The sequence below is a fragment of the Plantactinospora sp. B24E8 genome (assembly GCF_039871735.1).
In the GTDB taxonomy this organism is placed as follows: Bacteria; Actinomycetota; Actinomycetes; order Mycobacteriales; family Micromonosporaceae; genus Plantactinospora.
In genome coordinates this window covers 25,377-49,944 of record NZ_JBDPMH010000005.1, presented here as the reverse complement: position 1 = coordinate 49,944, position 24,568 = coordinate 25,377, and the positions used below count along the sequence as shown (strand labels likewise).

Below are 24,568 nucleotides of genomic sequence, written 5' to 3'. Positions count from 1 at the left end.
ACACCATGACCATGATGACCCTGGCCGTCCGCGACTCGGCCACCATGTTGCGCCGCCAGCTGCGGCACATGTCGCGCAAACTGCCCACGATGCTGATGCTGCTCGCCGTACCGATCATCTTCCTGATGCTCTTCGTCTACGTGCTCGGCGGCACGCTCGGCGACGGCATCGGCGGCGGCTCGGGCGGCCGCGCCGCCTACGTCAACTACGTCACACCCGGGATCCTGCTCATCACGATCGCCGGTGCCGTCCAGGGCACCGCGATCGCGGTGGCGATGGACATGACGCAGGGCATCATCGCGCGGTTTCGGACCATGGCGATCGCGCGGGTGTCGGTGCTGACCGGGCACGTGCTGGGCAGCGTGCTGCAGACCCTGCTCCAGCTCGCCGTCGTCCTCGGTGTGGCCGTGCTCGTCGGCTTCCGGCCCGACGCGACCGCGACCGAGTGGCTGGCGACCGCCGGAGTCCTCACCGCGACGACGTTCGCCCTGGTGTGGCTGGCCGTGGCGATGGGCCTGGCAACGAAGACCGTCGAGGCGGCGAGCAACCTGCCCATGCCCCTGCTCCTGCTGCCCCTTTTCGGCAGCGGATTCGTGCCCACCGACTCGCTGCCGGCCGGGCTGCGATGGTTCGCCGAGTACCAGCCGTTCACGCCGATCATGGAGACGCTGCGCGGCCTGCTCCTTGGTACGCCGAGCGGCGACAGCGGGGTGCTCGCACTCGGCTGGTGCGCACTGATCACCCTGGTCGGCTACCTGTGGGCGAAGTGGCTCTACAACCGGGACCGCACCCGCTGATCTGTTCCTCGGCCCGGGCCCGGCGGTTCGTCGGGTCCGGGCCCGCGTCGGGTCCGGCAGTGACCAGCTCCGGTGCCGCGTACCCGTCACCCGGGTCTCGGCGCCCGACCGGCGGTCGGGCGGTCGCCTCCCGGCCAGTGCGGCGCTGGCGCAGCAGGTGCAGCGCCGCCGCGCGGATCCCGGCCCGGTCCAGGCCGGCGTAGGACGACACCGCCTCGTCGTACGCCACCCGGTCGGCCTGCTCGGCGTCGGCCCGGACCACCGTCGCCGACATCGTCGGTTGGAAGATGCGCTGGAACCGGAAGCGTTCGGCGAGCGCGATCATCCGGGCTGCCGACCGCGCCAGGGCCGGGTCACCGGTCTGTCGGGCACGCGCAAGGTCCGCCATGGCCGTGGCCAGCAGCAGGGTGCCGCAGATCGGCTGTTCGACCAGGTACGGCGGTGGGTCGACCAGCGGATTCGTCAACAGGTCGGTGAGCAGCCCGGGCAGCGCGTCGGCGACCTCGGCGACGAGGTCGAGCCGGCCGTGCCGGGCGTGCGCGACGACGGCCACCGACCGGGCCTCGACCACCCACGGATCCAGATTGAGCCGGAGACCCGGGGCGGCGGTGCCGCCCTCGTCGCGGACCTGGTCGACGACCCGGCGCCAGAGCCGCAGGGCGGCCTCCACCTCGCCACGGGCGAGCAGCACCTCGCTCCGGATGGCGAGGTCGTAGCCGACCGTTCTGGTCTCCTCGTCGTCGAACGTGACCTGGGTGAGTCCGTCCAGCCACCGTTCGGCCTCGACGGTGTCGCCGAGCTGCAGGTTGGCCAGCACGAGCCAGGCCCGGACCCCGACCGTGTCGACCCGGGCGCCGAGTCGCCGCAGCAGCGGTAGCGCGGCGAGCAGATGGTCGCGGGCCTCCGTACCCTTTTCGGCTCGCAGGCAGAGTTCGGCGACCCTGCCGTGGCCGAGCGAGCGCGGCCACGGCAGGTCCCGGTCGGTGAAGAGGTCGAGCGCCCGCCGGGCCGTCTTCAACGCCGCGTCGACGTCACCGGCGGCCTCCCAGTGGTAACTGGCGACCATGTTCGCGGCGCCGGCCAGCAGCGGCTCGGCGCTGTCGCACAGCTGGTACAGCTCCGCGGGGTCGCCCAGCGCACGGATCACCCAGCCGACCGCCCGGACCACCGTGTCCGGCCGGGCCAGACCGAGCCGACGCAGCGCGACGGCTGCCCGTACCGGCCGCGGCCCCTCGGAACTGAACGTGTACAGCACGGCCATGGTCAGGGCGGTCCGGGTCGTCTCGACGAGGGCCGGCTCGGGTCGGTAGTGCGACAGCGGCCGAGAGACCTGCCGGATCAGCGTGGTGAGCCGTGGAAAGTTCGACTGGAGGGTCCACAGACCGCCGAGGACCGCGGCGACCGCCGCGACACCCGCCCGGTCGTCGCGATCGAGGGCCAGCCGGAGTACGTGGAGCAGGTTCTCCTGTTCCGCACGGATCACAGCCGCGGTGTGGTGGGCGTCGGGACCCAGCAGGTTCGCGTGGTGGGCCACGCCGAACTCCCGCCCCCACCGCAGGAACGCGGTCGTCACCTCGTCGCCCTCACCCGCGGCCGCCAGGCGCGCCGCGCTGAACTCCCGGACCGTCTCCAGCATCCGCAGCCGGGTACCCGACGGGGTGTCGAACACCTTGATCAGCGAGTGGTCGACCAAGTGTTCGAGGACCATGAGCACGTCCACCTCGGACGCGGTCGTGGGCAGCGAGCCGAGCAGCAGACGGGCGGCGTCGGTGGTGAACCCGTCGGCGAACACGGACAGCGCGCGCATCGCCGCCCGGCCAGCCGGGTCCAGCAGGTTCCAGCTCCAGTCCACGACCGCGTGCAGCGTGTGGTGACGGCGGGGCGCGTCCCGGGTACCGCCGCGCAGCAGGCCGAACCGGTCGTCGAGCCGCCGGGCGAGTTCCGCCACCGACATGATGCGGACCCGCGCGGCGGCCAGTTCGACCGCGAGGGGCAGCCCGTCGAGATGGCGGCACACCTCCTCCACGGCCGCCGTGGGCAGGTCGACGCCCGGCCGCGCCGCCCGCGCCCGCTGCCCGAACAGCTCGACGCTCGTCGCCAGGCTCAGCTCCGGCAACTGGTGGACCGACTCCGACGACAGCCCCAGCGGCATCCGGCCGGTGGTGAGGATCCTCAGCTCGCCGGTCATCGCCACCAGGGAAAGGACCAGGTCGGCGGCGCCGGCGACGACGTGCTCGCAGTTGTCCAGCACCAGCAGGGCCGGGCCGGTGGCGAGCGCGGCCGCGATGGCGGCCCTGACCCCGGCGTTGCCCGCGACGTGCCCGACCACGCCCGGCGCCCGCTGCCCGACCACGCCGAGGGCGGTCGCCACCTCGCGGGCCACGTCGTCGTCGGAGACGATGCCGGCGAGCGGTACGAAGGTCACCGTCGGCACCTCGGCGCGGCGGGCGATGACGTTGGCGAGCCGGGTCTTGCCGAGACCGCCCGGCCCGACGATCGAGGTCACCCGGGAGGTACGCAGCAGTGCTTCCACGGCGGCGACGTCGTCGTCTCGGCCGAGCAGCGGGTTGGGCTCGTACGCGACGCCCTGCCGGACTGACGGCAGCACGCCCTGGAGCAGCCGCCGGTACTCGGCCTGCAGCGACGCCCCCGGATCGGCGCCGAGTTCGTCACGCAGTGTCCGCCGGTAGGTGTCGTAGCGGGCCAGCGCGGTGGCCGGCCCGACCGTCGCCGCCTCGCAGCGCAGCAGCTCGACCAGCACCTCCTCGTCACGCGGGCGCTCGACGGCCAGTTCGGCGAGCAGGTCCGCCGCCTCGGCCGGCCGGTCGAGACGGGCGAGGGCGAGCGCGCGGGCGCGGACCAGCGTGCGGTAGGTGACGCGCCGCTCCGCCCGCAACGCGGTGACCGGGCCGTCGGCCTCGTCGACCGGGCCGGGCTCGGCGCCACCCCAGAGGGCCAGGCCGGCGTCGGCGTGTGACAGTGCGGCGGCGTGGTCACCGGCACGCGAGCACCGGGCGGTGGCCGCCGCCCGGATCAGCATCGCCGAGCTGTCGACCTGGTCCTCGGTCAGCGTCAGCCGGTAACCGGTCGGGGTCCGGGCGATCACGTCGGCGCCGAGCTGGGACCGTGCCCGGGAGACGAGAACCTGCAGCGCCTTGGGCGGATTCTCTGGCTGCTCGTCCGGCCAGAGCCCCTCGATCAGCCGCCCGCTGCCGCAGCCCATGCGCAGGTCAGCGGCGAGCAGGGCGATGAGGTCCTGGAGCCGTGGACCCGCGACCTCCCGGCCCCGGAAGGAGAACCGCGACAGCAGGACGAGATCGGGGGACACGGTACGAGAGTACTGATCCCGCACCGCACCACGATCAGCGAAAACGGCCCGCCGCCGGCGGTGCCGGCGGCAGTTCCACGAGTCGGGCGACCGGCCGTCCCGCTCCGGGCGTACGCCGTGCCGGTCCGCCTCCGCTCTCCCCGGAGTCAGGGCGGCAACGAGCGCCCGGCGGCCCGCCTCCGTCGCGACCACGCCCGATAGCCGAGGACGGCGAGCACCACCACGAGCAGCACGTCGAAGAGCGCGCCGGGCAGCTTGCTGAGCACCGCCAGCCCCAACCCGTCGGGCAGGACCAGGAGGCTGGCCAGCACCACCAGGCCGGCGGCCCGACGGATCCACCGCCGGTCCGACAGACCCGCCGCGAGCACGGTGACGGCGGTCAGGGCGTACCAGGGGTAGAACACCGGGGAGAGCAGCGCGAGTGCCGTGAAGGCCAGGCCGGTCGCGACCACCACCCGGCGGCGGGCCGTCGGAGCCGGCGCCGAGGTCGCCGACCAGGCCCGGACAAGCAGGACGACGACCGTCGTGGCCAGCGCGACCAGCCCGAGCAGTCGAGCCACCCGGACCGCGAGGTCGAACGCCCCGGAGGCACCGGCCAGCCGCAGCAGGTAGCCGGCCGCCATGCCCAGCCCGGTCGGCAGCGACGTCCACTGCACCAGCCGGCCGGTGTCGGTGAGCGCGTCGAGCCAGCCCAGGTCGAGCCCGGTGGCCAGACTCAGCCCGGCGAAGGCGCCGACGCCACCTGCCACCACCACCGCCCCGCCGGTGGCGACCGTGCCGACCGGCGTCACCCCCGCAGGCCGGGCCCGACCGGCCGTCGGCTCAGCGGCCGCCGTCCGGGGTGTGCCGAGCAGGACGACAAACGGCAGCGCCAGCACCGCCGTGACCTTGACCGCGACCGCCAGCCCCAGCAGTACCCCGGCCCCGCCGAGCGCCGCGGTTCTGGCGGTGGTCGCCCCGCCTGACAGGCTCAGCCAGAGCGCTGCCGACACCAGGCCCACCATCAGGGCGTCGTTGTGCACCCCGGACACCGCGTGGATCATGACCAGCGGCGAGAGCAGACCGAGCCACGACGCCCGCACCGGATCGACACCGCAGGCCCGGGCGAGCCGGGGCAGGCAGCCCGCGACCAGCAACAGACCGGCCAGCGCCACCACCCGGAGCAGTACGACCGCGATCAGTAGCTGGGTGTCGGTGGACGCGGCGGCCAGGCGGGCGAGGGTGACCACCCCGCCGGAGGTCACCACCGCCAACGGCCCGTACGGGGTCGGGGTCTGCCGCCACAACCCGGGCACCGCGTCCGACCAGACGCATCCGCCCGGCAGCACTCCCATGCTGTACGGGTCGACGCCGTCGCGCCACAGCGCACCCTGACAGGCGTACGCGTAGGCGTCCCGGCTCCCGGTCGGTGGTGCGAACAGCAGGGGAGCCGCCCACAGCAGGCCGGTGCCGAGCAGGTGACGGAGCCGTACCGTCCCCGGTGGCAGTGCGACGAGGTGCGCGCCGAGGCGCCACCAGGCGGTGGCGAGGACGGCCAACCCGACCAGCCAGCCGGCGAGCCCCCACCAGTAGCTGGCCGGCGCGGTCACCGCACCGTTCGGCAGGACGGCGGCGTCGGCGTCGCCCGCCGGCAGCGCACCCGCACCGTACGCGCCCGCCGTCATCAGGACGGTGCCGGCGAGCCCGGTCAGCCGGAGCCGGGCAAGACGGTCCCGGGCAGGCACGCCTTCGATCCTCGCACGGGAGCGACCGCCGGACCCGGGTGTCGGGGAAGGCCCCTTCCCCGACCAGACGGGTCCTTCCGGACAGCTCAGTCCTTGCGGCGGGTGGCGACCACGGCCAGGTCGACCAGGACCTCGCGGGCCTCGGGTTCGAGTGCGACGCCGTGCAGGGCGGCGAGTGCGGTGTCGGTCAGCGCGGCGATGCGCCGCTCGGTGCGGTCCAGGGCGCCGCTGGCCGTGATCACCTCGCGGAGCGCGTCGACGCCGGACGGATCGAGGTCGGGGTCGCCGAGCCGGCTGCCGAGCAGTTCCCGCCCGGTCGCGTCGGTGGCCTCGAAGGCGGCGGCGATCAGATAGGTGCGCTTGCCCTCCCGAAGGTCGTCGCCGGCCGGCTTGCCGGTCTGCCCGGGGTCGCCGAACACCCCGAGTACGTCGTCCCGGAGCTGGAACGCCTCGCCGAGCGGCAGCCCGTACCCGGAGTAGGCGTCCCGGACGGCGGCGGGCGCGTCGGCCAGCGCGGCGCCGAGCAGCAGCGGACGCTCGACGGTGTACTTCGCGGACTTGTACCGGGCGACCTTGCTGGCCCGCTCGACCGAGGTGTCCCGGCTGGCCTGGGCGAGTACGTCCAGGTACTGCCCGATGGTCACCTCGGTGCGCATCTCGTCGAAGACCGGCCGGGCCCGGCTGACCACCACCGGGTCGAGGCCGCTGCCGTGCAGCAGTTCGTCGGACCAGACCAGGCAGAGGTCGCCGAGGAGGATGGCGCTGGCGTCACCGAAGCCGGCCGGGTCGCCGGCCCAGCCCGCCGCCCGGTGCCGGGCGGCGAACCGGCGGTGGATGGACGGCTCACCGCGCCGGGTGTCGGAGCGGTCCATCAGGTCGTCGTGGATCAACGCGCTCGCCTGTACGAACTCCAGCGCGGCCAACCCGCTGACGATGTTGTCGGAGTCGGGGCCGCCGGCGGCCCGGTAGCCCCAGTAGCCGAACGCCGGCCGGAGCCGCTTGCCCCCGCCGAGCACAAACGCCTCCAGCGCGTCGGCGACCGGGGCGAGTCCGTCGTCGACGTCGGCCATCCAGGCACGCTGGGTGGCGAGGAAGCTGGCCAGGGCGGCGTCGACCCGCCGGCGGAGGTCAGCGCGGTCCACCGGTGGGATGGGGTCGGGTTCGGTCACGCCCTGACGCTAGTGGATCGCCGGATCGGGCGTGTCGCGGCAGGCCTCCGCGGTTCCGTCGGGGTCGGGGGCCCGCTGCTGACCGGCGGCCGGGTGTCCGGCGGAAACGGACACCGGGCCCGTACGGTGCGGGAAAGGGCGGGAGGGACCTTCCGAACCGGTAGAGTCACCTCGTGGCGCTCGGTCTCCCCTCCGTACTCCCCGACTCGCAGCCGTCGATCGGGGACCTGGTCCGTGGTTCCGGACCCACCTTCTCGTTCGAGTTCTTCCCGCCGAAGACGGAGAAGGGCGAGCGGCTGCTGTGGCAGGCGATCCGCGAGTTGGAGTCGCTGCGTCCGTCGTTCGTCTCGATCACCTACGGTGCCGGTGGTTCGACCCGGGACACCACCGTCTCGGTGACGGAACGGGTCGCCACCGAGACGACCCTGCTGCCGATGGCACACCTGACCGCGGTCAACCACTCCGTCGCCGAACTGCGGCACGTGATCGGACGGTTGGCCGGGGCCGGGGTGCGTAACGTCCTCGCGGTGCGGGGGGACCCGCCGGGCAACCCCACCGGGGAGTGGATCGCGCACCCCGAGGGCGTGCGGTACGCCGAGGACCTGGTCCGGCTGGTCCGCGAGTCGGGCGACTTCAGTGTCGGCGTCGCCGCCTTCCCGTACAAGCATCCCCGCTCGCCGGACATCACCACCGACACCGAGTACTTCGTCCGCAAGTGTCGGGCCGGTGCCGACTTCGCGATCACCCAGATGTTCTTCGACGCCGACGAGTACCTCCGGCTGCGGGACCGGGTCGCGGCCGCCGGCTGCGACACGCCGATCCTGCCCGGGGTGATGCCGGTGACCCAGATCGGCACCATCGAACGCTCCGCGCAGCTTTCCGGGGCGCCGTTCCCGTCCGCGCTCGCCGCCCAGTTCGAACGGATCGCCGACGATCCGGAGGCGGTCTACCGGCTCGGCATCCAGCAGGCCAGCGAGATGTGTCGGCGACTGCTCGACGAGGGCGTGCCGGGTATCCACTTCATCACCCTCAACCGGTCCACGGCGACGCGGGAGGTCTGGCAGAACCTCCAGGTCGGAGTCCGGGCGTGAGATCGGCGACCGCGCCCCGGGCGCGACCCCGGGTGCCGTCCGACGGTTGAGCCAGAGGTGGGCAACCGGTTGACCTGGGACGAGTACGCCGTCAAGTGGGCACGGCTGCACGGCGGCTTCGACCCCCGGATGGCGACCACCTCGGTACGGCGCTGGCTGCGGATGTCGTACGTGCTGGGTTGTGTCCTGGCCCGGCTGCGGGTGTCGCCGACCGCGGTGACGGTGGTCGGCGTCCTGCTCTGTGTCGGTGTCCCGGTGACCATCGCCCGGACTCCCACCGGCGCGTTCGGCCCGGTGCTCGCCGCCGTCCTGGTGCTGCTCGCGTCGGTCGCGGACAGCATCGACGGGGCGGTCGCGGTGGTCACCGGCCGGACGACCCGCCTCGGCTACGTCTACGACTCGCTGGCCGACCGGGTCGGTGAGGTCGCCTGGCTGGTCGCATTCTGGCTGCTGGGAGCCCCGGGCGGGCTGGTGGTGACCGCCGGGGCGCTGTCCTGGCTGCACGAGTACACCCGGGCCCGGTCCGTCTCGGCGGGGATGAAGGAGATCGGCACCGTCACCGTGGGAGAGCGGCCGAGCCGGGTCAGCATCGCCGTGGTCGGCCTGCTGGTGGCCGGACTGGCCCGGCTGGTCATGCCGGAGCTGGCGGCCGGCACGATCACGCTGGCCACCGCGATCTGGGTGCTGCTCGGCATCTTCGGAATGGTCCAACTGCTCTCGGTGGTCCGTCGTTCCCTGGACCGCACCGAGCCGACCGGTAACCAGACGGCGACCAGGCAGCCCGGAGCGACCGGCCCGGAGCCGACCCGACCGGGGTCGGTCGGCCCGGGAGCGGACCCGGCGACGGCCCGCCCGGGGCCGGGCGGTCCGACGACGGCCGCGGAGGCGGCCCGCCGCGAGTCGATCGGTCGGGCGGCTCCGGCCGGCCGGGAACTGGTCCGCCGGGAGCCGACCGAGGTGGAGGTGACCCCGCGGGAACCGGGCGGGCCCGAACCGCCCGGCACCCTCCGCTGACCCCTCGCGACTGGTGGACAGCCGCTCAGCCGGGGCCGATCCGGTCGGCGACGATCTGGGCGGAGAGGGTCACCATCGGCAGGCCGCCGCCGGGGTGGGTGGAGCCGCCGACCAGGAACAGCCCGTGCACCGGTCCCCGGTTCGACGGCCGGAGCAGGCCGCCGGTGCTGCCGTGGATCGCCCCACCCGGTGCACCGGCCGTGCCCGCCAGGTCGGCCGGGGTACGCACCTCCCGGAAGACCAGCCGGTCCCGTACGTCGACCCCGCGCGCGGCCAGCACGTCCAGGACGTGGTCGGCGTAGGCGTCCGCCAGTCCCGGGCGCCGCCAGTCGATCCCGCCCAGCGTGCGGCTCTGCCGGGCCGCGTTGACCAGCACGAACCACGCCTCGTGCCCGGCCGGCCGGCCGGTCGGGTCGGCGGGGGCGCTGACGAAGACGGTCGGGTCGGGCACCGGCCGGGCCGGTACACCCCGGCCCGGATCGCCGAAGACCGCGTCGAACTCGGCGTCGTAGTCGGTGGGGAAGAAGACGTTGTGGTGGGCGAGTCCGGACTCGCCGCGTACCCCGAGCAGCAGGACAAAACCCCCCAGGCTCCGGTCGGCGAGCCGGGTCAGCCGGTCGGGGGTCGGCAGCAGGTCCCGGTAGAGGGTCAGCGCGTCCACGTTGGCCACCACCACGTCGGCCGGTACCCGGGTACGGCCGAGCCGTACCGCGTGCACCCGCCCGCCGGCCGCGTCGATCCCGGTGACCGTGGTGCCGGTCGCCACCACGACCCCGAGGTCGAGGCAGCGGGAGAGCAGCGCGTCGGCGAGTGTGCCGAGCCCGCCACGTGGATACCAGGCGCCGAAACGCAGCTCGGCGTAGGGGATCGCGACCAGGGCGGCCGGTGCCCGGCGCGGGTCGGCCCCGGTGTACGTGGCGTACCGGTCCAGCAGCATCCGCAGCCGGGGATCCCGCAGGTGCTGTCGGCCCAGCCCGCGCAGGGTCCGGCCGGGCGCGATCGCGGCCAGGTCCGGCAGCCGCCAGGCCAGCCGGGTCAGCGCCAGCGGCGAGTCGACGGCGGTGCGCAGCACGTCCCGCCAGGAGGCGTCCCAGACCCGTCCGGCCCGCCGCCACAGGCGCTGCCAGTCCCGGGCCGCCGGTTCGCCGAACGCGGCGCCGATCCGGGCCGCGAAGACGGCCGGGTCGGGGCAGGAGTCGAGCACGGTCGCCGGCGCGTCGGAACCGCCGTGCGCCGCCGGGAAGTGGTGTCGGACGATCGGATCGAGCGGGATCAGGTCGAGGTACTCGTCGAGTTTCGCGCCGGTCGCCTCGAACAGGTCGGCGAAGACCCGTGGCAGGGTGAGCAGGCTCGGGCCGGTGTCGAAGTGGAACGTCCCGACCTCGGTCTCCCGTTGGTACCGGCCGAGTTTGCCGCCGACCACCTCGGCACGTTCGTAGACGGTGACCTCGTGCCCGAGGGCTGCCAGCCGGGCCGCGGCGGCCAGACCACCCACTCCGGCGCCGACCACGACCACCCGCGCCACGAACCGTCCGCCTCCTCCCCGCCCCGCTGGTGTCCGCTGTCTCCGAGCGGCGGCTCAGCGCACCGGGCGTCCCCGCCAGCGCAGCCGTCCCCGCCTCCGCAGATGGTACGACCGTACGGTCAGCCAGCAGAGGAGCACGACCGACAGTGGGTGTGCCAACCCGTCCGGCCACTGCCGGCCGCCGGTCGCCCGGGCGGTGAGCAGCCGCCCGGTGACCCCGAACAGGTAGCCGGCCAGTCCGCCCAGGGCCGCCGTGGCCGACCCGGCCAGCGCCGCCCCGATCGCCAGCAGCGGCGGTACCGCGTACAGCAGCAGGAGCAGCAGGAGGACGGCGGCGGCGCCGACGGGCGGGCCGAATGCGGCCCACAGCGACTTGCCGTAGCCGTCCCGCAGCTCGGACCAGGACCGGTACATCCGGCAGTCGGCCAGCGTCGACCCGTCGGCGAGGGCGATCCGGCCGCCGGAGCGTTTGACCGCCCGGGCCAGTTCGATGTCCTCCAGGATCCGGTCCCGGACCGCCGTGTGCCCGCCGGCCCGCCGGTAGCCGGCCCGGTCCAGCACCAGGAACTGGCCGCCGGCCGCCGCCAGGCTCGGCCGGGCCGACCGTTCCATCACCCGCAGCGGCAGGAAGGTCAGCCAGAGCCACTGCAGCAGCGGTTGGACCAGTCGCTCGGCCGCCGACCCGGTGACGATCCGGGGGTACGGCGACAGCAGCGTCGCGGAGGCCGTCCGCAGGGCCGCCACCGCCGCCGCCACCGCGTGCGGGGCGAGCACCACGTCGGCGTCGACGAAGACCAGCACCGTCGCCGCCGGCCCGGCCCGGTCGGCGAGCTGCTGACACGCGTACGGCTTGCCGAGCCAGCCCGGTGGCGGCGGTGTGCCGGTCAGCAGGCGTACCCGGGGGTCGTCGCCGGCCACGGCCCGGACCACGTCGGCGGTGCCGTCGGTCGACCCGTCGTCGAGTACGACGATCTCCAGCTCGGGTACGCCCCGCTGGGCCAGGAGCGCACGCAGGCACGGGGTGACCCGGTCCACCTCGTCACGCAGCGGCAGCAGTACCGCGACGGGTTCCCGGACGGTCGCCCGGTCGGGGGGCCGGCGGAGTCGGCGGGCGGCGTTGTGGCCGGCGTGTGCGGTGAGCCCGCCGACGAGACCGGCGACGGTCCAGGCGAGCACGGTGAGCAGGGTGTCCATCCGGTTCATCCGGTCGGGGTGCCGCTGCCGGCGGTGGTCGGGGCGCCGCCGGGGCCGGGCAGGACGCGGCGGTGGCGACGGGCCAGGGTCACCGCGAGCGGGCCGGCGACGACCGCCATGGCCAGGGCACCCCAGCCGGCCGAGGCGGGCAGGCCGAGGAAGACCGCGTGGGCGAGGAGGCTGGCGAGGTACGTCCAGAGGTAGAGGGCGTACATCGGCGCGTCCGTGTCGTCCGCCACCCGGGCGGCCCGGCCGGCGACCGGGCCCAGCAGTGCCATCAGCAGGGTGGCGAAGAGCAGCCAGCCCAGGTAGTTGCTGACCGGCACCGTCGGTATCCCCGGTAGCGACGGGTCCGGGTCCCGCCAGCTCCAGTAGCCCTCGGCGACCATCTGCGGGTCGAGGAAGACGTCCCAGCCGGCGAGTCCGACGGCGGCCAGCCCGACCCGGCCCGGTCCCGGGCGGCTCAACCGGACCGCGGCGAGCCAGGCGGGCCAGGCCATCCAGGTCCAGGCGAGCGGGATGACCAGGGGCACCCCGGCCAGTTTCGGGCCCAGTTCGCCGGAGTAGTGGTAACCGCCGAACGGCACCCCGGTGGTCACGCCGAGCAGTTCGACCCCCAGGCCGCCGCCGGTGGTGACGAGCACCAGCGCCGCCGCCGTACGCGGACCGCGGCTGAGCAGGGCGTGGCTCACCGACAGCAGGTAGCCGAGGACAACCGTGGCCACGGTCAGCCGGGCCCGGACGGTGCCCCCGGTCAACGGGTAGCAGATCTGGGCCAGCACCAGTACGCCGAGGAGGAACCAGGGCAGTCGGCGGGCCAGCGACCCGGCCGGGCGACCGTCCGGCGGGACCACCGGTCCCGGCCCACGCCTCATGGTTGTGGAGACGGCGCCAGCGGCAGGGTCCGGCCGAGTACGGCGAAGGCCCGCTCGTCACCGGGGAAGTGGAAGTCCCGCAGTACGTCCACGAAGCCGAACCGTCGGTACAGCCGCCAGGCCCGGGAGGTCCGCTCGTCGGCCTCCGGGGTGGAGAGCAGGGTGGTGCCGCCGGGCGCCATGCCGAGCAGGGCACGCAGCTGCCGGGCGCCGAGCCCGTGCCCCTGGGCGACCGGGCGGACGTGCAGTTCGACGACCTCGAAGCAGTCGGCGAACCAGGTCTTCCGGGCGTCGTCGGTCAGCGCACGGTGCACCTGGTCGTGCCACCACTGCCCGGGGGCGGAGAGGTATCCGTAGCCGAAGCCGACCAGGTGCCCGTCGGTACTGACGGTGGCGACCGCCCGGAAGCCGGGGCGACGTACGTGGGTCGCGATGTAGCCACGCCGCGACTCCAGGAGCTCCGGCCGGTAACCCATCGCCTCGCCGTAGACCGCCACCACGTCGTCGAGCCGTCGGGCGAGATCGTCCGGCTGCCACGGCACCAACCTCATGCTCGTCCGCTCCTCACTCCCGGCCAGGGTCGGGGCTCCTGGTCGTCGTCGGTCGTGACCCGGTCGAGCACCGCCGGGTCACCAGCGAGATCACACACCTCGAACCGGGCGAACAGTTCCTCGGCGTACCACCGTTGGGTCGGGGTACGCATGATCGCCGCCCGGTGCTCGGGGTGACGGTACGCGAAGTCGGTCAGGTGCGCGGCGTCACGCCAGATGCTGACCGTGCCCTGCCAGCCGAGCGGTGCCTCGCCGATGCCGAACCGGGCCAGCAGGCCGGGTGTCTCCCGCAGCGCGGCGGCGACCGGGGGTACGGCCCGCCAGAAGGCGACGGCCCGGTGGGGGCGTAACCGGGCCCGGGTGAGGGCGAGCAGCGGCCGGTCGGACCCGGTGGGCGCGGCGGGCGGGGGAAGGGTGCCGAACGGTTCGGTACCGGCCCAGCGTCCCCGACTGGCGAGTGGGCGCAGGTCGAGCCGGGCGCCGGCGTGGGCGAGCCGGCCCCAGGCCCGGCCCACCGGTGTGGTGTCGAATCCGGCGGCCCGGGCCGGGTCGGCCCAGACGACCAGGGCGGCCCACCGGGTCGGGTCGGCGTCGGTCGGCCCGAAGCCGTCACCGTCGCCGGTGCCGAGCAGCTTGCCGAACCGTACGCCGGGGGTGGCCCGCAGTCGGTGCCGGTCGACCGCCATCCGGGCCAGGGCCCGGGGCAGCGATCGCCGGGGTACGCGCCAGACGTGCAGGGTGACCAGCCGGGCGGGCCCGGTCCCGGGGTACGCCGGACCGGCTCCTGGGCCGGGCCGGGTCATGCCACCTCGGCGGCGCTGCCAGCGGTGATCCGGAGCAGTTCGGCGTAGGTGGTGGGGAAGACGGCCTGGGGGACCCCGCCGGCGGCCCAGACCTCGGGGTGGTCGGCGAGTGCCGTGTCGACCAGGGTCCGGACCGGTTTCGGGTGCCCGAGCGGTGCGACGCCGCCGATCGGCTGGCCGGTGTGCTCCCGGACGAACTCCGGGGTGGCCCGCTTGAGCTTCCCCACCCCGAGCATCGCGGCGACCCGGGTGGTGTCCACCCGGTGCGCTCCAGAGGTGAGGACCAGCAGCGGTTCGCCGTCCGCGTCGAAGATCAGCGAGTTGGCGATCTGGCCCACCTCGATCCCGAGCGCGGCGGCCGCCGCGGCCGCGGTGTGTACCGCCTCGGACAGGACGCGGATCCGGCTCTCCGCGCCGGAGCCGTCCCGGGCGCCCGCGTTGTCGAGCGCGTCCTGCACCGTCTGCACGTTGGGATGTGACTGCATGGGCATCATCTTGCCCGGAACCCGGCGGGTGTCCCCAGTCGAATTGCCGTCATCCGGCCCGGGGCGGATGACGGTGCCGCCCGCCGGCGGCCGGGGTACGGCCTGCCGGCGGGAGACAGTTCAGCGGGGCCCGTTCCAGTCGACGAGTTGGACGATGACGCCGTTGGGGTCGCGGACCTGGAAGGCGCGTTCGCCCCACTCCTCGGTGGTCAGCGGCATGGTGATGGTCACCCCTTCGGCCTGCAGCCGGGCCAGTTCCCCCTCCAGGTCGTCGACGACGAAGGCGAGGATCAGCCCCCGGGCGTGGTCGTCGCGCTGGTCCGCCGGCAACGTCGCCAGGCCCCGACGCAGGAAGACGACGTTCATGCCGGCGTCGTCGCGGGTCAGCGAGGCGAAGCCGTCGGCGGCCATCTCCTGGCGGAAGCCGAAGTGGGTGGTGAGGAAGTCGCTGGAGGCGGCGACGTCGTCGACGTTCAGCGAGACGGCGGATGAGGTGATCTTCACACGTGCTCCTCGATGTTCCTCGGGGCGGGACGAAACTCCGTTCATTGTACACCGTACAGCGTATAGAGTTTTGCCCCGCCGGCCCCTGGTGCCTGCGGGCCGTCCCCGGTCGCGGTACGCCACGGCGTGGCGCATGCGACAAATGCCGCAGCTGGTCCACTGTGAGGAGATGATCGATTGCGGTTCGGCCCACGGGGTGGCGACGCCGGCGCGGCTGTCGACGTCGGCGCCGCTGACGAAGGTCGTACGGCAGAGATGACCTTCGGGCGGAGTCAGGGAACCTCGTCGTGGCTACCTTGGGGCGCCATGACGATCATGCGACGGATCCTGGTGGCGGTACTGGCGCTGGTGGCGGGGGGAGTCGTGGTGGCCCTGCTCGCCCCGGGGGGCCTCGGTGACCCACGGTTGCGGGTGGTGACCGACGGGCCGTCCGCCGAGGCGTACCGGGCGGTGGTCGGTGGGGCCGGACGCCTGCCGGACTGGCTGCACGCCCCCGGCGAGCACGTCGCCCTCGCCGGGGTGTTGACCATCGCCGGTCTGCTGGCCTGGACGGGGTGGACCGGGTGGCGACGTCGCAGCCCGGCGGCGGCCGGTGCCGTCCTGGTCGTGCTGGGCGCGGTGTCGGCGTACCTGACCAGCGAGGCGGTGAAGTTGGTGGTCGACCAGGAACGGCCCTGTCGGGCGTTCGGGGACGTGGTCACCTGGGTGCCGTGCCCGCCGCCCGGTGACTGGTCCTTCCCGAGCAACCACTCGACGGTGGTCGGGGCACTGGCCGCCGGACTGGTCGTCCTGGCCCCGCGACTCGGCTTCGTCGCCGTACCGGTGGCCGGCGTGGTGGCGGCGATGCGGGTGGTGGCCGGGGTGCACTATCCGCACGACGTACTGGCCGGGCTCCTGCTCGGCGCGACCACCACCATCGCGCTGCTGGTGACGTTGACCCCGGTCGCCGAACGGCTGACGGCACGGTGGTACGCGGGTCGGTTGCGACCGGCCCGACCGCGGCGGTGACCGGACCGCCGGTCGGGACCGCGCCCGGAGGGTGACCGGACGGACGGGTCGGCCGCCCCGGCGGTCGGCGGGAGCCGTGGGTCGGTCAGCGGGGGGCGGCGACCACGTCGGGGGCCGGTGCGGGGGTGCCGGGCGCGGCCGGTGGCGCGCTGGTCCGGGCGGTCTCGGCGAGCGCGACGCCGGCCAGCACCAGCAGGCCGCCGGCGAGCTGGGCGGCGTTGAGCGCCTCGCCGACCCCGAGCACGGTCCAGGCGACCGCGGCGGCGATCACCGGTTCGACCATGCCGAGGATCCCGACACTGGTCGCGGGGAGGTGCCGTAGCGCGCCGGCGACCAGCAGGTACGGCACGATCGAGCCGAGCAGGACGACGTACCCGCAGAGCAGCGCGACCGGTACGCCGGCGTCGGTCGTCGCGCCCAGCGGCTCCCAGCCGCCGGTCCCGTCGGTGACCACCCGGACCAGCAGCCCGGCCACGGCGGAGGTGCCGAACGCCCAGGTGGTCAGCGACAGGGTGTCCCGTTCCTGGACGCCGCGGGCGCCGAGCACGTAGTAGCCGGCCAGCAGGACGGCGGCGCCAAGCCCGGCGAGTACCCCGAGCGTGTCCAGTTTGAGTTCCCCCCAGACCTCGGCCACGCAGGCCAGTCCGACGAGGCTCAGCGCCAGCCCGGCCCAGAGCCGGGACCGGACCTGCTGGCGCTGGCCGAACCGGGCCCAGAGGGCGACGAGCAGTGGGGCGGTGTACTCGAACAGCAGCGCGATCCCGACCGGCATCCGGGAGATCGCGACGAAGTAGAGCATCGGGACGAGGAAGAACCCGGCCAGGCCGTACCCGATCAGCAGGGGGAGCTGTCCGGCGGTGACCCGGAGCCGGCGGATGCCGGGCCGCAGGAGCAGGCTCAGCGCGAGCAGGCCGACGAACGCGCCCGCGGCGCGGAGCAGGGTGAGCTGTGGTGCCTCGACGCCGGCCTGCAGTACCAGTTTCGAGACGGTGCCGTTGACCGCGAAGAGGACACCTGACGAGAGCACCATCAGTACGCCGAGCGCCGGCTTCCGTGTTGTCGCCACCGGATGAGGCTACCCGGTGAGATGTCAGGAGCTAAGTGAGTATCGGCCATTACGCCGAGCGGGCGGCGCGGCCCCGGACCCATCGACGGCATTGACTGTATTGAAACGATTCGATACGTTGCCTGGATGCTGGGAAAGCCTTTTCCCCCGTGCTCGGTCAACTCGTCGGGCGGTTTTCCCGGCCACCGTTCCCAGCCTCAGCCTCAGCCTCAGGAGGACCGATGACACCCATCACCAGCAGGATCCCGCCCGACGCCGGAACCCGACGCCGGGGCTGGCGTGGCGCCCTCGTCGTGGTCGTCGCGGCGCTGCTGGCCGGTACGGCGGTCGGCGTGGCGCCTGCCGCCGCGGCCACCATCGACACCGGCGCCTGGTACGTGTTCGTCTCGCGACACAGCGGCAAGGCGCTCGACGTCTACAACTTCGCCACCAACGACGGGGCACCGATCGTGCAGTGGGCCCGCAACGACGGTAACCAGCAGCAGTGGCAGTTCGTCAACGCGGGCAACGGCTACTACAAGATCAGATCCCGGCACAGCGGCAAGGTCCTGGAGCTGCCGAACGCCTCCGACGGCACCCAACTGGTGCAGAACGCCGACAACGGCTCGAACCGCCAGCACTTCGGGGTCGCCGACTCCGAAGGCGGGTACGTGCGCTTCGTCAACCGGCACAGCGGCAAGGCGCTGGACGTCTGGGAGTGGTCCACCGCCGACGGCGGCATCGTCGCCCAGTACCAGGACCTGGGCGGCTACAACCAGCAGTGGCAGCTGGTCCGGGTCGGCTCGGGCGCCGGCGGTGGTGGCGGCAGTGCCGACTGCGGCAGTGGCTCGTTCCACGCCGAGGCGGTACTGAACGGCGGCACCTGGACCGCCCGCAACGGTGGCAGCACGGTCTACACCGGCAGTGACATGCGTTCCGCCATGCAGGCCGCGGTGAACAGCCTGTCGTCGGGGCGTACCTCGAAGCAGCGGGTGGTGGTCCGGGGTTCGGGTTCGGTGAGCGCGAACTCCCGGCTGTCGCTGCCCAGCTACACGATCCTGGACGTCTGCGGCACGATCAACGTGACCGGTTCCGGATCCGGGGACCAGGCCCCGGTGTACGCCCGTGGCGCCACCGACATCGAGGTGCAGCACCTCACCCTGACCGGGTCGCCGCTGTACGGCATCTTCATGCGCAACGTGAACAACCTGACGCTCGGCCAGATCGACATGCGGCTCTCCGCCGGGCTCGGCGTCCGGATCGACAACCACGGCGGGGACCGGGCGGTGAAGGTCCGCAACATCCGGATCGACAACGTGTACGTCCAGGGCACCCGCAGCCAGGGCGTGGAGACGTACGGGGTGGACGGGTTGACCGTCGGCACCGTGACGGCCCGCAATGTCGGCGAGTCCGGACTGCTGCTCAACGACACCATCAACGCCACCATCGGTACGGTCGACGCCGACAACGCCGGCGCCGGCACCGGGTACGCGGCGTTCCGGATGGCCAACCGCAACGGCCGGGTGGGCAGTGGCTACCCGACGAACATCCGGGTCGGCACGGTGATCGCCCGGGGTGGTGGGCGCGGGATCTTCTGTGTGTCGGAGAGCGGCGGCGCGGTGATCGACCGGGTGACCATCTCGAACACCGGAAACAACTCGATCCTGATCGAGAACTGCTACAACGTCACCGTTGCCGGGCAGTCGGGGACGGTGACCGGCGGCGGTGAGGTCCGGATCGCGGCCCGGTCGGAGTTCCCGATCTCCTCCGGCATCACCCTGCAGAACCTGACGGTGAGCAACACCAACATCACCCAGAACCCCTGCGGCGGTGCCAACAACGTGATCCGCAACGTCACCCGGAACAACTCCACGCTGAACTGGTGCTGACCTTGGCCTGGTGCGGTCCGACCGCCCCGGTTACTTGCGTTCTTGTCGGTGTCGGGGTGTACTCTCTCCAGTAGTTAGAACGAGTGTTCGATTGGGTGAGAGTCGATGCCACTCACCTCGATGGCAAACGCCTCGACGCGGGTCACTCTCCCCGGACCGGACGCTCGGGCAGACGCCGGGGGCGGCGTTCGCGGCGTGACCCCCGGAGTGCGGTTTTCGCGGACCGCACGGGCTTCGGAGCCGCGATTCCGGAGCCCTCAGGCGGATCACCGTCCGCCGCCCACGACCCCCGGGCGGCGTGCGGTCGAACCGCCGGGTCGGCCGGCCGGGTGTGGTGTGGGGAAGCGTCCACATCCGGCCGGCGACACTCGTCGCGCCTTCCCCCACGCGGCGGGTCGTCCGGCTCGAGAGCGTCACCGCCGATCTCCGGTGGTGGCGTGGTGAATGGGTGACGCGGAGGAGACAGTCCCATGCCGACCAGCCAGGCTCAGGCGCCGACGGTGCCGTCGCACGTGCTGCCGCACCGCACCCCGGCCCAACTACTGAAGATCGCCCGAATGGGGCTGGCGGAAGCCGCCGAGACCAGACCCGACGGCCTGCGGTACGCGGCGGCGCACCTGGCCGCCCTGCGTGCCGCCGCGGCGCTGCTCGCCGCCCGGGCCCGGCCCGCGCCGACCCGCCGTAACCGGGTCACCAGTGTCTGGGCCCTGTTGGTGGTGGTCGCCCCCGAGCTGGGGGAGTGGGCCAACTACTTCGCCACCGGCGCGACCAAGCGGGCCGCCGCCGAGGCCGGCATCCCGCGGGTGGTGAGCGCCCGGGAGGCCGACGACCTGCTCCGCGCCGCCGAGCAGTTCGTCGCGGTGGTCGAGGTGGCGCTCGGCCTGGCCAATCAGCCCGTGCTCGACGGCATCGCCGCCTGAGTCGGGTCCGGGCGCCCAGGCGCGTCCGGGTGTGGTCGGGGCGGACCAGAGACGGACCGGCGGCGATGCCGTCGACCGGAGACAGGCAGCACCTGGTACAGGGCAGCTCCGGAGGCGGCCAGCACCTACCGGGAGCAGGGGAATGCCGGGGACAGGGCGGCACCGGGGACAGGCGACACGGGGGGCGGGGCACTATGGCGGGGCGGATGGTGCTCGGGTCCACTGCCCTGGCCGGGCTGGTCCGACCGGCGTCCGGTACGGCGTCGACCGACCCGCACCGGACGCTACCGGTGCTGCCGGAACTGGCCGGGCTGCTGCCGCAGCGCGGGCTGCGACGCGGTAGCACCGTCGTGGTCGGGGCCACTCAGTCCGGGCCCAGCGGCAGCACCTCGCTGATGTTGGCGCTACTCGTCGAGGCATCCCGGGCCGGATCGTGGTGTGCCGTGGTGGGGGTGCCCACGCTCGGCGCGGCCGCCGCCGCCGAACTCGGCATCGCACTGGACCGGCTCGCTCTCGTACCCCATCCCGGCCCGGAGTGGGCGACCGTGGTCGCCGCCCTGATCGACGGGGTCGACGTGGTGGTCGCCGCGGTTCCCGGCACCGTCTCCGCCTCGGTCGCCGACCGGCTGGCCGCTCGGGCCCGCCAGCGGGGCAGTGTGTTCGTACCGTACGGCCGCTGGACCGGGGCCGACCTCACCCTCCAGGTGCTGCGCGGCCGGTGGGAGGGCCTGGGGCAGGGGCACGGACGGCTGCGACGGCGGGAGGTGACCATCTCCGCCCGGGGTCGGGGGACGGCAGCCCGGCCGAAGGAGATCCGGGTCTGGATGCCCGGCGACCGGAAGACCCGGACGGCGGCGTCGCCCCCGGTCGCGGCCTCGACCACGGTGGCGCCCACCGGACGTCAGACCCCGCCCACCGGACGTCAGACCCCGCTTGCCGTCGTCCGGACCCGGTGACTCCGGGCACCCCGGTCGGAGTGCCGCCGGGTCCCCACACAAACCGCCGTGTTCCGTCCGCCGGGATCCCGACGGACGGAACACGGCGGAGTGGCCGTGCAGGGATGATGACTCAGCTGGTCGGCAGGCCTTCCAGGCCCTTCAGCATGTCGGCGAAGTCGGCGGTCTCCGACTCGGCCGGGGTCTCGATGTTCACCGGCTTGCCGTAGTCGGTGTAGTCGATCTTCATGTCGCTCATCGTGCCCATCACCATGTGCGCCCGGCGCGGCAGGTACTGCTCGTCGACCCAGAGGTCGATCTTGACCTCCTTGACGCCGTTCTTGGTCAGCTCCTGCTCGACCGTCTTGCGCGCGTCCGCGTCCATCTGTCCCAGGTAGGTCGCCACCGGGGTGGTCACGGTGTAGTGGACCGTGCGTACCCCGTTCAGCGTCTCCTCGCCGACGACGGTGGTCCCCTCGGTCGCGAGCAGCGTCTTGACCTGCTTGGTCGGGTCGATGTCCTCGAGCTGCTTGGCGAAGTCCATGCCAGCCTGGGCTCCGGCGGCGCCCAGGTCCATCTTGAACCAGCGCTTCCCGCCCATGGTCGAGCGCTCCGCCTCGGGCACCTCGACGTAGATGACGGTGCCGATCATCCGCATGGTCATCGCGCCCTCCGGCGCGTCCATCGTCATCTCGGCCTTGACCGGGTCACGCAGGTCCAGGACCCCCCGCATGTTGATCTTTTCGCCCGCGGCCGTGCCCTCCACGGTCATGGTCACGGAATTGGCTTTGTCGGTGGTGTCGACGATCTTCTGCAACGAACCCTTGAGGTCGCTGGCGAGCTGCTCGAGCACGCTCGGCTTCGACCCGTCCGACGGACCCGCGTTCGAACCGCAGGCGGTCATCGTGAGTGCCGTGAGTGCGGAGACCGACAGGACCGCGGCGCTCTTCCAACGTGACAAGTGACAGCCTTCCCCCGAGAGATGGATGGGGAACTCCCCCAATAGACGGGTGACACGCTATCCCAACCGGTCAACCCGGGACGGTGGACCCCAGCTGGGACGGGGGCGGCCCGGACGACCGGACGGCGGCCACCCCGGGCCAGTGAACCTTTTCAACCTGAACCGCGCGGCGCATGCATCCCGACTTCCACCTGCGCCACGACGGACCGCAAGGGGAGGTTGAAAAAGGTTCAGTGTGGACGTGCGCCGTCCCCGCTTTGCCGCGCGCCGTCCCACCAGGGAGAACCCGCACTCTCACCAGGGAGAATCCGTACCGAGGTAGGCCGGTTGGGGCAGCGGCTGGTCGAGCAGGAACGCGCGGACGAGCGCGTGGTACAACCGGGGCCGGTCGGTGGGGATGGTGTGTCCCGCATCCCCGACACCGACCAGGGTGGCGTTCGGCAGCACGTTCCGGTACTCGCGGGTGATCGGCCAGGCGAGGTAGTCGCACTCGCCGCGCAGCACCAGTACCGGCGCGGTGGCCTGGCGAAGCGTCGGTCTCGGATCAGGTGCCCGTTCGGCGTCGAACGCGGTCGCGGCGTTGGCCCAGAAACCGAACCCGCGAGGCTCGTCCGGAGCTCTCACGGGTCGGACCGCGCATCCGGGTCGCATGTCGAGGTCACCGACGAGCGACTCGAACACGCCGTCCAGCTGTTCGTCGGGAAGCAGGGTACGAGCGACCCGCGGACCGGCCACCGACATCAGCACGTGGGCGAGCAGAAGCTGCGGGTGGCGGGAGACCGCGGACCGCTGGTCGTGGCGACCGGCGTCGGTGAACCGCTCGGTCTCGGAGACCGCCGGTGCCCACAGTTCGCCGGGCGAGGAGACGACCGCACGGTCGACCCGGTCGGGATGTGCGGCGAGGTAGTGGGCGATGAGCGTACCGCCCCACGAGGCACCGACCAGGACGAGCCGGTCCGCCCCGACCGTCCGCCGGATCGCCTCCAGGTCGGCGACGTGCCGGGCCACCGTGTACTCCCCGGCGTCGGCCAGGCGTCCGGACAGGCCGGAGCCGACCTGGTGGTAGTCGTACACGGGGAAACCGGCGGCGGTGAGCTCGGCCGCGAGCGCGTCCTGAGGCCCGCCGGGGGCGCCCGGACCACCGTGTACGAGGACAACCGGCGTGGGGCGGATCTCACCCCGGGCCGGGAAGTGCAGGTAGGCGATGCGCGAGCCGGTGGACAGTTCCCAGTACCGGACATCGTCGGTCTGGATGACGGGGGTGCTGGGCGGTGCCGGTGCGAAAAGGAACGCGCCGAACAGGACCGTCACGCCGGCCAGGGTGACCGTCGTGACCGCTCCGGTCAGCCAGGTACGGCTACGGCCCCGGGCGGTGATCCAGCGGCCGGCGAGCCGGACGAGCCCGCCGGTGCAGACGAGTGTGGCCAGCCCGGCCCCGACCACGGCCGCGCCCCGGCTGCCGGTGACCGCCGCGACCGCGAGCAGCGTGGCGATCGCAACCGGCACACCAGCCAGGGCCGCGACCACGACGCCGGACCAGGCGACCACCCGCTGCGGCAGGGAGGGACGCTTCGGCTCACCCATCGCTGACGACCTTGCTGCCGGTCACCCGGTCCAGCAGACGTCGCCGGTCGCCCCACAGCAGCGGAATCCAGTCCAGCCAGGCGAGTGGCCCGAGGAGGAAGCTGAGCCGGCGTAGCAGCGCCGTCCCGGTGGAGATCCGCAGGCCGTCCTCGGTGACGACCCGCAGCCGCAGCATCCGCTTGCCCGGGGTGGTGCCGGCCCGGCTCTCGAGGATTCCCAGACCGAGGATCGACCAGAGCAGTGCGGCCGGTACACCGATCGCCCGGAACAGCCCGGCGCCCGGGTACGCCTCGGCGCCGCAGTCCAGCGGGGTGACCGTCGCACAGAAGCCGCCGATCTCGAGGTACGGCGTGGGTGGGAAGGTCGCGGCGAACCCACCGCCCGCGGTCGACGCGCGAACGACGTCGAGAACGAACAGTGCGATCGTCACCCCGATGAGCGGCAGATTGTCGACGGCCGCGGCCGCGAACCGCCGCCCCGGAAGGGCGAGGGGCCGGGTCCGTTCCCCGGCGAACGACTTCGCCGCGGACTCTGGACTGCCCAGCCGGTCCAACGCCGCCGCCAGTTCGTCGGCCTCGGCGGCGTCGGTCAGGTGCCCGACGAGTTCGGCCCGGCGTTGCCGGCGTTCGTCGGGCGGTGCGACCAGGTGTCGGGCGAACTCGTCGGCGAACTCGTCGATCCGTTGTTGTTCGGTCATTGCTTCACACCCTGTCCAGCGCGTCCAACAGGCTGCGCATGCCGTCGACCAGCCCGGTCCACTCGGCGCGCAGCATGGCGAGGTGGGCCTGGCCGGCCGGCGTGATGTCGTAGTACTTCCGGGGTCGGGTCCGACCCTCGACCTCCCACGTGGCCGTGATCTGACCGGCGTCCTCGAGCCGGTGCAGCAGCGGGTAGAGCGTGCCCTCCTTGACCTCCAGCACCCCGGTGCCGGTCTGCTCGAGCAGCTTGAGCAGCTCGTAGCCGTACCGGCGGCTGGAGGTCAGCACGGAGAGGACGGCGAGTTCGGCGGTGCCGCGGGCCAGTTCGCGACGCAGCCGGGCGAGGGCGGTCGGCCCGGTGGTGTCCCCGGTGTCGTCCGGTTGGTCGGCGGAAATCCCCGCTCGTCTCGCCACCCTAGCATCGTACGACCAGATACCTTGCGCGACAAGGTATCTGGTCACCACGGG

At 73.3% G+C, this 24,568-nt stretch carries 21 protein-coding genes and 1 pseudogene; 7 read left to right on the top strand and 15 right to left on the bottom strand.

The window, feature by feature from the left end; all coding sequences use genetic code 11:
- The first annotated feature begins 5 nt into the window (after nt 1-5).
- Nucleotides 6-797 (top strand): ABC transporter permease, encoded by a 792-nt coding sequence (locus ABGB21_RS10400; RefSeq protein WP_347656414.1) that lies wholly within the window; start codon nt 6-8, stop codon nt 795-797.
- Here the strand turns inward: ABGB21_RS10400 and ABGB21_RS10395 are convergent.
- From ABGB21_RS10395 to ABGB21_RS10385, 3 genes are all read right to left on the bottom strand, one after another.
- Nucleotides 739-4,125 carry a BTAD domain-containing putative transcriptional regulator gene (locus ABGB21_RS10395; RefSeq protein WP_347677492.1) on the bottom strand — a complete coding sequence of 1,129 codons (3,387 nt, stop codon included), beginning with the start codon at nt 4,123-4,125 and terminating at the stop codon, nt 739-741. The two genes, ABGB21_RS10400 and ABGB21_RS10395, sit on opposite strands and share 59 nt — an antisense overlap.
- A 146-nt stretch (nt 4,126-4,271) precedes the next feature.
- Complete coding sequence (gene mptB, locus ABGB21_RS10390) at nt 4,272-5,849, bottom strand: polyprenol phosphomannose-dependent alpha 1,6 mannosyltransferase MptB (protein ID WP_347656409.1); 1,578 nt, start codon at nt 5,847-5,849, stop codon at nt 4,272-4,274.
- Nucleotides 5,850-5,935: 86 nt separating this feature from the next.
- Nucleotides 5,936-7,018, bottom strand: coding sequence for a polyprenyl synthetase family protein (locus tag ABGB21_RS10385; protein ID WP_347656407.1), 1,083 nt, complete (start codon nt 7,016-7,018; stop codon nt 5,936-5,938).
- A 173-nt stretch (nt 7,019-7,191) separates the two neighbouring features.
- On the opposite strand from ABGB21_RS10385, the gene metF reads away from it, so the two are divergent.
- Nucleotides 7,192-8,109, top strand: a complete 918-nt coding sequence (gene metF, locus ABGB21_RS10380) for a methylenetetrahydrofolate reductase [NAD(P)H] (protein WP_347656405.1) — start codon at nt 7,192-7,194, stop codon at nt 8,107-8,109.
- A 57-nt stretch (nt 8,110-8,166) separates the two neighbouring features.
- Nucleotides 8,167-8,847: pseudogene (locus tag ABGB21_RS10375) on the top strand (CDP-alcohol phosphatidyltransferase family protein); the annotation flags it as partial.
- Between the two features lie 301 nt (nt 8,848-9,148).
- On the opposite strand, the gene crtI reads toward ABGB21_RS10375, so the two are convergent.
- The 7 genes from crtI to ABGB21_RS10340 form a co-directional block, all read right to left on the bottom strand.
- Complete coding sequence (gene crtI / locus ABGB21_RS10370; RefSeq protein WP_347677490.1) at nt 9,149-10,648, bottom strand: phytoene desaturase family protein; 1,500 nt, start codon at nt 10,646-10,648, stop codon at nt 9,149-9,151.
- Between the two features lie 54 nt (nt 10,649-10,702).
- Nucleotides 10,703-11,842, bottom strand: coding sequence for a glycosyltransferase family A protein (locus tag ABGB21_RS10365; RefSeq protein ID WP_347656467.1), 1,140 nt, complete (start codon nt 11,840-11,842; stop codon nt 10,703-10,705).
- 5 nt (nt 11,843-11,847) lie between these two features.
- Nucleotides 11,848-12,717, bottom strand: a complete 870-nt coding sequence (locus tag ABGB21_RS10360) for a carotenoid biosynthesis protein (protein ID WP_347677488.1) — start codon at nt 12,715-12,717, stop codon at nt 11,848-11,850.
- On the bottom strand, nt 12,714-13,268 hold the full coding sequence (locus tag ABGB21_RS10355; protein ID WP_347656399.1) for a GNAT family N-acetyltransferase: 555 nt from the start codon (nt 13,266-13,268) through the stop codon (nt 12,714-12,716). Before ABGB21_RS10355 ends, ABGB21_RS10360 begins: the two co-directional genes overlap by 4 nt.
- A complete protein-coding gene (locus ABGB21_RS10350; protein WP_347677486.1) occupies nt 13,265-14,071 on the bottom strand; it encodes a monooxygenase in 807 nt (268 codons plus the stop codon). The genes ABGB21_RS10355 and ABGB21_RS10350 overlap by 4 nt, the downstream gene beginning before the upstream one ends.
- Entirely contained in the window at nt 14,068-14,556 is a 489-nt protein-coding gene (locus tag ABGB21_RS10345) for a YbaK/EbsC family protein (protein ID WP_347656395.1), read from the bottom strand. The genes ABGB21_RS10350 and ABGB21_RS10345 overlap by 4 nt, the downstream gene beginning before the upstream one ends.
- A 120-nt stretch (nt 14,557-14,676) precedes the next feature.
- Nucleotides 14,677-15,060 carry a VOC family protein gene (locus tag ABGB21_RS10340; protein WP_347656393.1) on the bottom strand — a complete coding sequence of 128 codons (384 nt, stop codon included), beginning with the start codon at nt 15,058-15,060 and terminating at the stop codon, nt 14,677-14,679.
- Nucleotides 15,061-15,366: 306 nt separating this feature from the next.
- On the opposite strand from ABGB21_RS10340, the gene ABGB21_RS10335 reads away from it, so the two are divergent.
- The gene (locus ABGB21_RS10335) at nt 15,367-16,068 is read left to right on the top strand and encodes a phosphatase PAP2 family protein (protein ID WP_347656391.1); all 702 of its coding nucleotides are present in this window, start codon (nt 15,367-15,369) and stop codon (nt 16,066-16,068) included.
- Between the two features lie 85 nt (nt 16,069-16,153).
- Here the strand turns inward: ABGB21_RS10335 and ABGB21_RS10330 are convergent, their stop codons facing one another.
- The gene (locus ABGB21_RS10330) at nt 16,154-17,134 is read right to left on the bottom strand and encodes an EamA family transporter (RefSeq protein WP_347656389.1); all 981 of its coding nucleotides are present in this window, start codon (nt 17,132-17,134) and stop codon (nt 16,154-16,156) included.
- A gap of 221 nt (nt 17,135-17,355) precedes the next feature.
- On the opposite strand from ABGB21_RS10330, the gene ABGB21_RS10325 reads away from it, so the two are divergent.
- From ABGB21_RS10325 to ABGB21_RS10315, 3 genes are all read left to right on the top strand, one after another.
- Nucleotides 17,356-19,002: an RICIN domain-containing protein gene (locus ABGB21_RS10325; protein WP_347656387.1), complete on the top strand. Its 1,647-nt coding sequence runs from the start codon at nt 17,356-17,358 to the stop codon at nt 19,000-19,002.
- A 470-nt stretch (nt 19,003-19,472) separates the two neighbouring features.
- Entirely contained in the window at nt 19,473-19,922 is a 450-nt protein-coding gene (locus ABGB21_RS10320; protein WP_347656385.1) for an SAV_6107 family HEPN domain-containing protein, read from the top strand.
- Nucleotides 19,923-20,116: 194 nt separating this feature from the next.
- On the top strand, nt 20,117-20,878 hold the full coding sequence (locus ABGB21_RS10315; protein WP_347656383.1) for a hypothetical protein: 762 nt from the start codon (nt 20,117-20,119) through the stop codon (nt 20,876-20,878).
- 112 nt (nt 20,879-20,990) lie between these two features.
- Here ABGB21_RS10315 and ABGB21_RS10310 read toward each other — a convergent pair whose 3' ends face one another.
- The 4 genes from ABGB21_RS10310 to ABGB21_RS10295 all read right to left on the bottom strand — a co-directional run bounded on the left by ABGB21_RS10310 (nt 20,991) and on the right by ABGB21_RS10295 (nt 24,514).
- Complete coding sequence (locus ABGB21_RS10310) at nt 20,991-21,818, bottom strand: LppX_LprAFG lipoprotein (RefSeq protein WP_347656381.1); 828 nt, start codon at nt 21,816-21,818, stop codon at nt 20,991-20,993.
- 294 nt (nt 21,819-22,112) lie between these two features.
- Nucleotides 22,113-23,402 carry an alpha/beta fold hydrolase gene (locus ABGB21_RS10305; protein WP_347656379.1) on the bottom strand — a complete coding sequence of 430 codons (1,290 nt, stop codon included), beginning with the start codon at nt 23,400-23,402 and terminating at the stop codon, nt 22,113-22,115.
- Nucleotides 23,395-24,099: an RDD family protein gene (locus ABGB21_RS10300; RefSeq protein ID WP_347656377.1), complete on the bottom strand. Its 705-nt coding sequence runs from the start codon at nt 24,097-24,099 to the stop codon at nt 23,395-23,397. Before ABGB21_RS10300 ends, ABGB21_RS10305 begins: the two co-directional genes overlap by 8 nt.
- A 4-nt stretch (nt 24,100-24,103) precedes the next feature.
- Entirely contained in the window at nt 24,104-24,514 is a 411-nt protein-coding gene (locus tag ABGB21_RS10295; protein WP_347656375.1) for a PadR family transcriptional regulator, read from the bottom strand.
- Between the last annotated feature and the right edge of the window lie 54 nt (nt 24,515-24,568).

Bases quoted from the DNA above. Each gene is read 5' to 3' on its own strand.
- ABGB21_RS10400 (WP_347656414.1), top strand. From the start codon at position 6: ATGACCATGATGACCCTGGCCGTCCGCGACTCGGCCACCATGTTGCGC.
- ABGB21_RS10365 (WP_347656467.1), bottom strand. From the start codon at position 11,842: ATGGACACCCTGCTCACCGTGCTCGCCTGGACCGTCGCCGGTCTCGTC.
- ABGB21_RS10360 (WP_347677488.1), bottom strand. From the start codon at position 12,717: ATGAGGCGTGGGCCGGGACCGGTGGTCCCGCCGGACGGTCGCCCGGCC.
- ABGB21_RS10355 (WP_347656399.1), bottom strand. From the start codon at position 13,268: ATGAGGTTGGTGCCGTGGCAGCCGGACGATCTCGCCCGACGGCTCGAC.
- ABGB21_RS10350 (WP_347677486.1), bottom strand. From the start codon at position 14,071: ATGACCCGGCCCGGCCCAGGAGCCGGTCCGGCGTACCCCGGGACCGGG.
- ABGB21_RS10345 (WP_347656395.1), bottom strand. From the start codon at position 14,556: ATGCAGTCACATCCCAACGTGCAGACGGTGCAGGACGCGCTCGACAAC.
- ABGB21_RS10335 (WP_347656391.1), top strand. From the start codon at position 15,367: ATGACGATCATGCGACGGATCCTGGTGGCGGTACTGGCGCTGGTGGCG.
- ABGB21_RS10325 (WP_347656387.1), top strand. From the start codon at position 17,356: ATGACACCCATCACCAGCAGGATCCCGCCCGACGCCGGAACCCGACGC.
- ABGB21_RS10320 (WP_347656385.1), top strand. From the start codon at position 19,473: ATGCCGACCAGCCAGGCTCAGGCGCCGACGGTGCCGTCGCACGTGCTG.
- ABGB21_RS10315 (WP_347656383.1), top strand. From the start codon at position 20,117: ATGGCGGGGCGGATGGTGCTCGGGTCCACTGCCCTGGCCGGGCTGGTC.
- ABGB21_RS10305 (WP_347656379.1), bottom strand. From the start codon at position 23,402: ATGGGTGAGCCGAAGCGTCCCTCCCTGCCGCAGCGGGTGGTCGCCTGG.
- ABGB21_RS10300 (WP_347656377.1), bottom strand. From the start codon at position 24,099: ATGACCGAACAACAACGGATCGACGAGTTCGCCGACGAGTTCGCCCGA.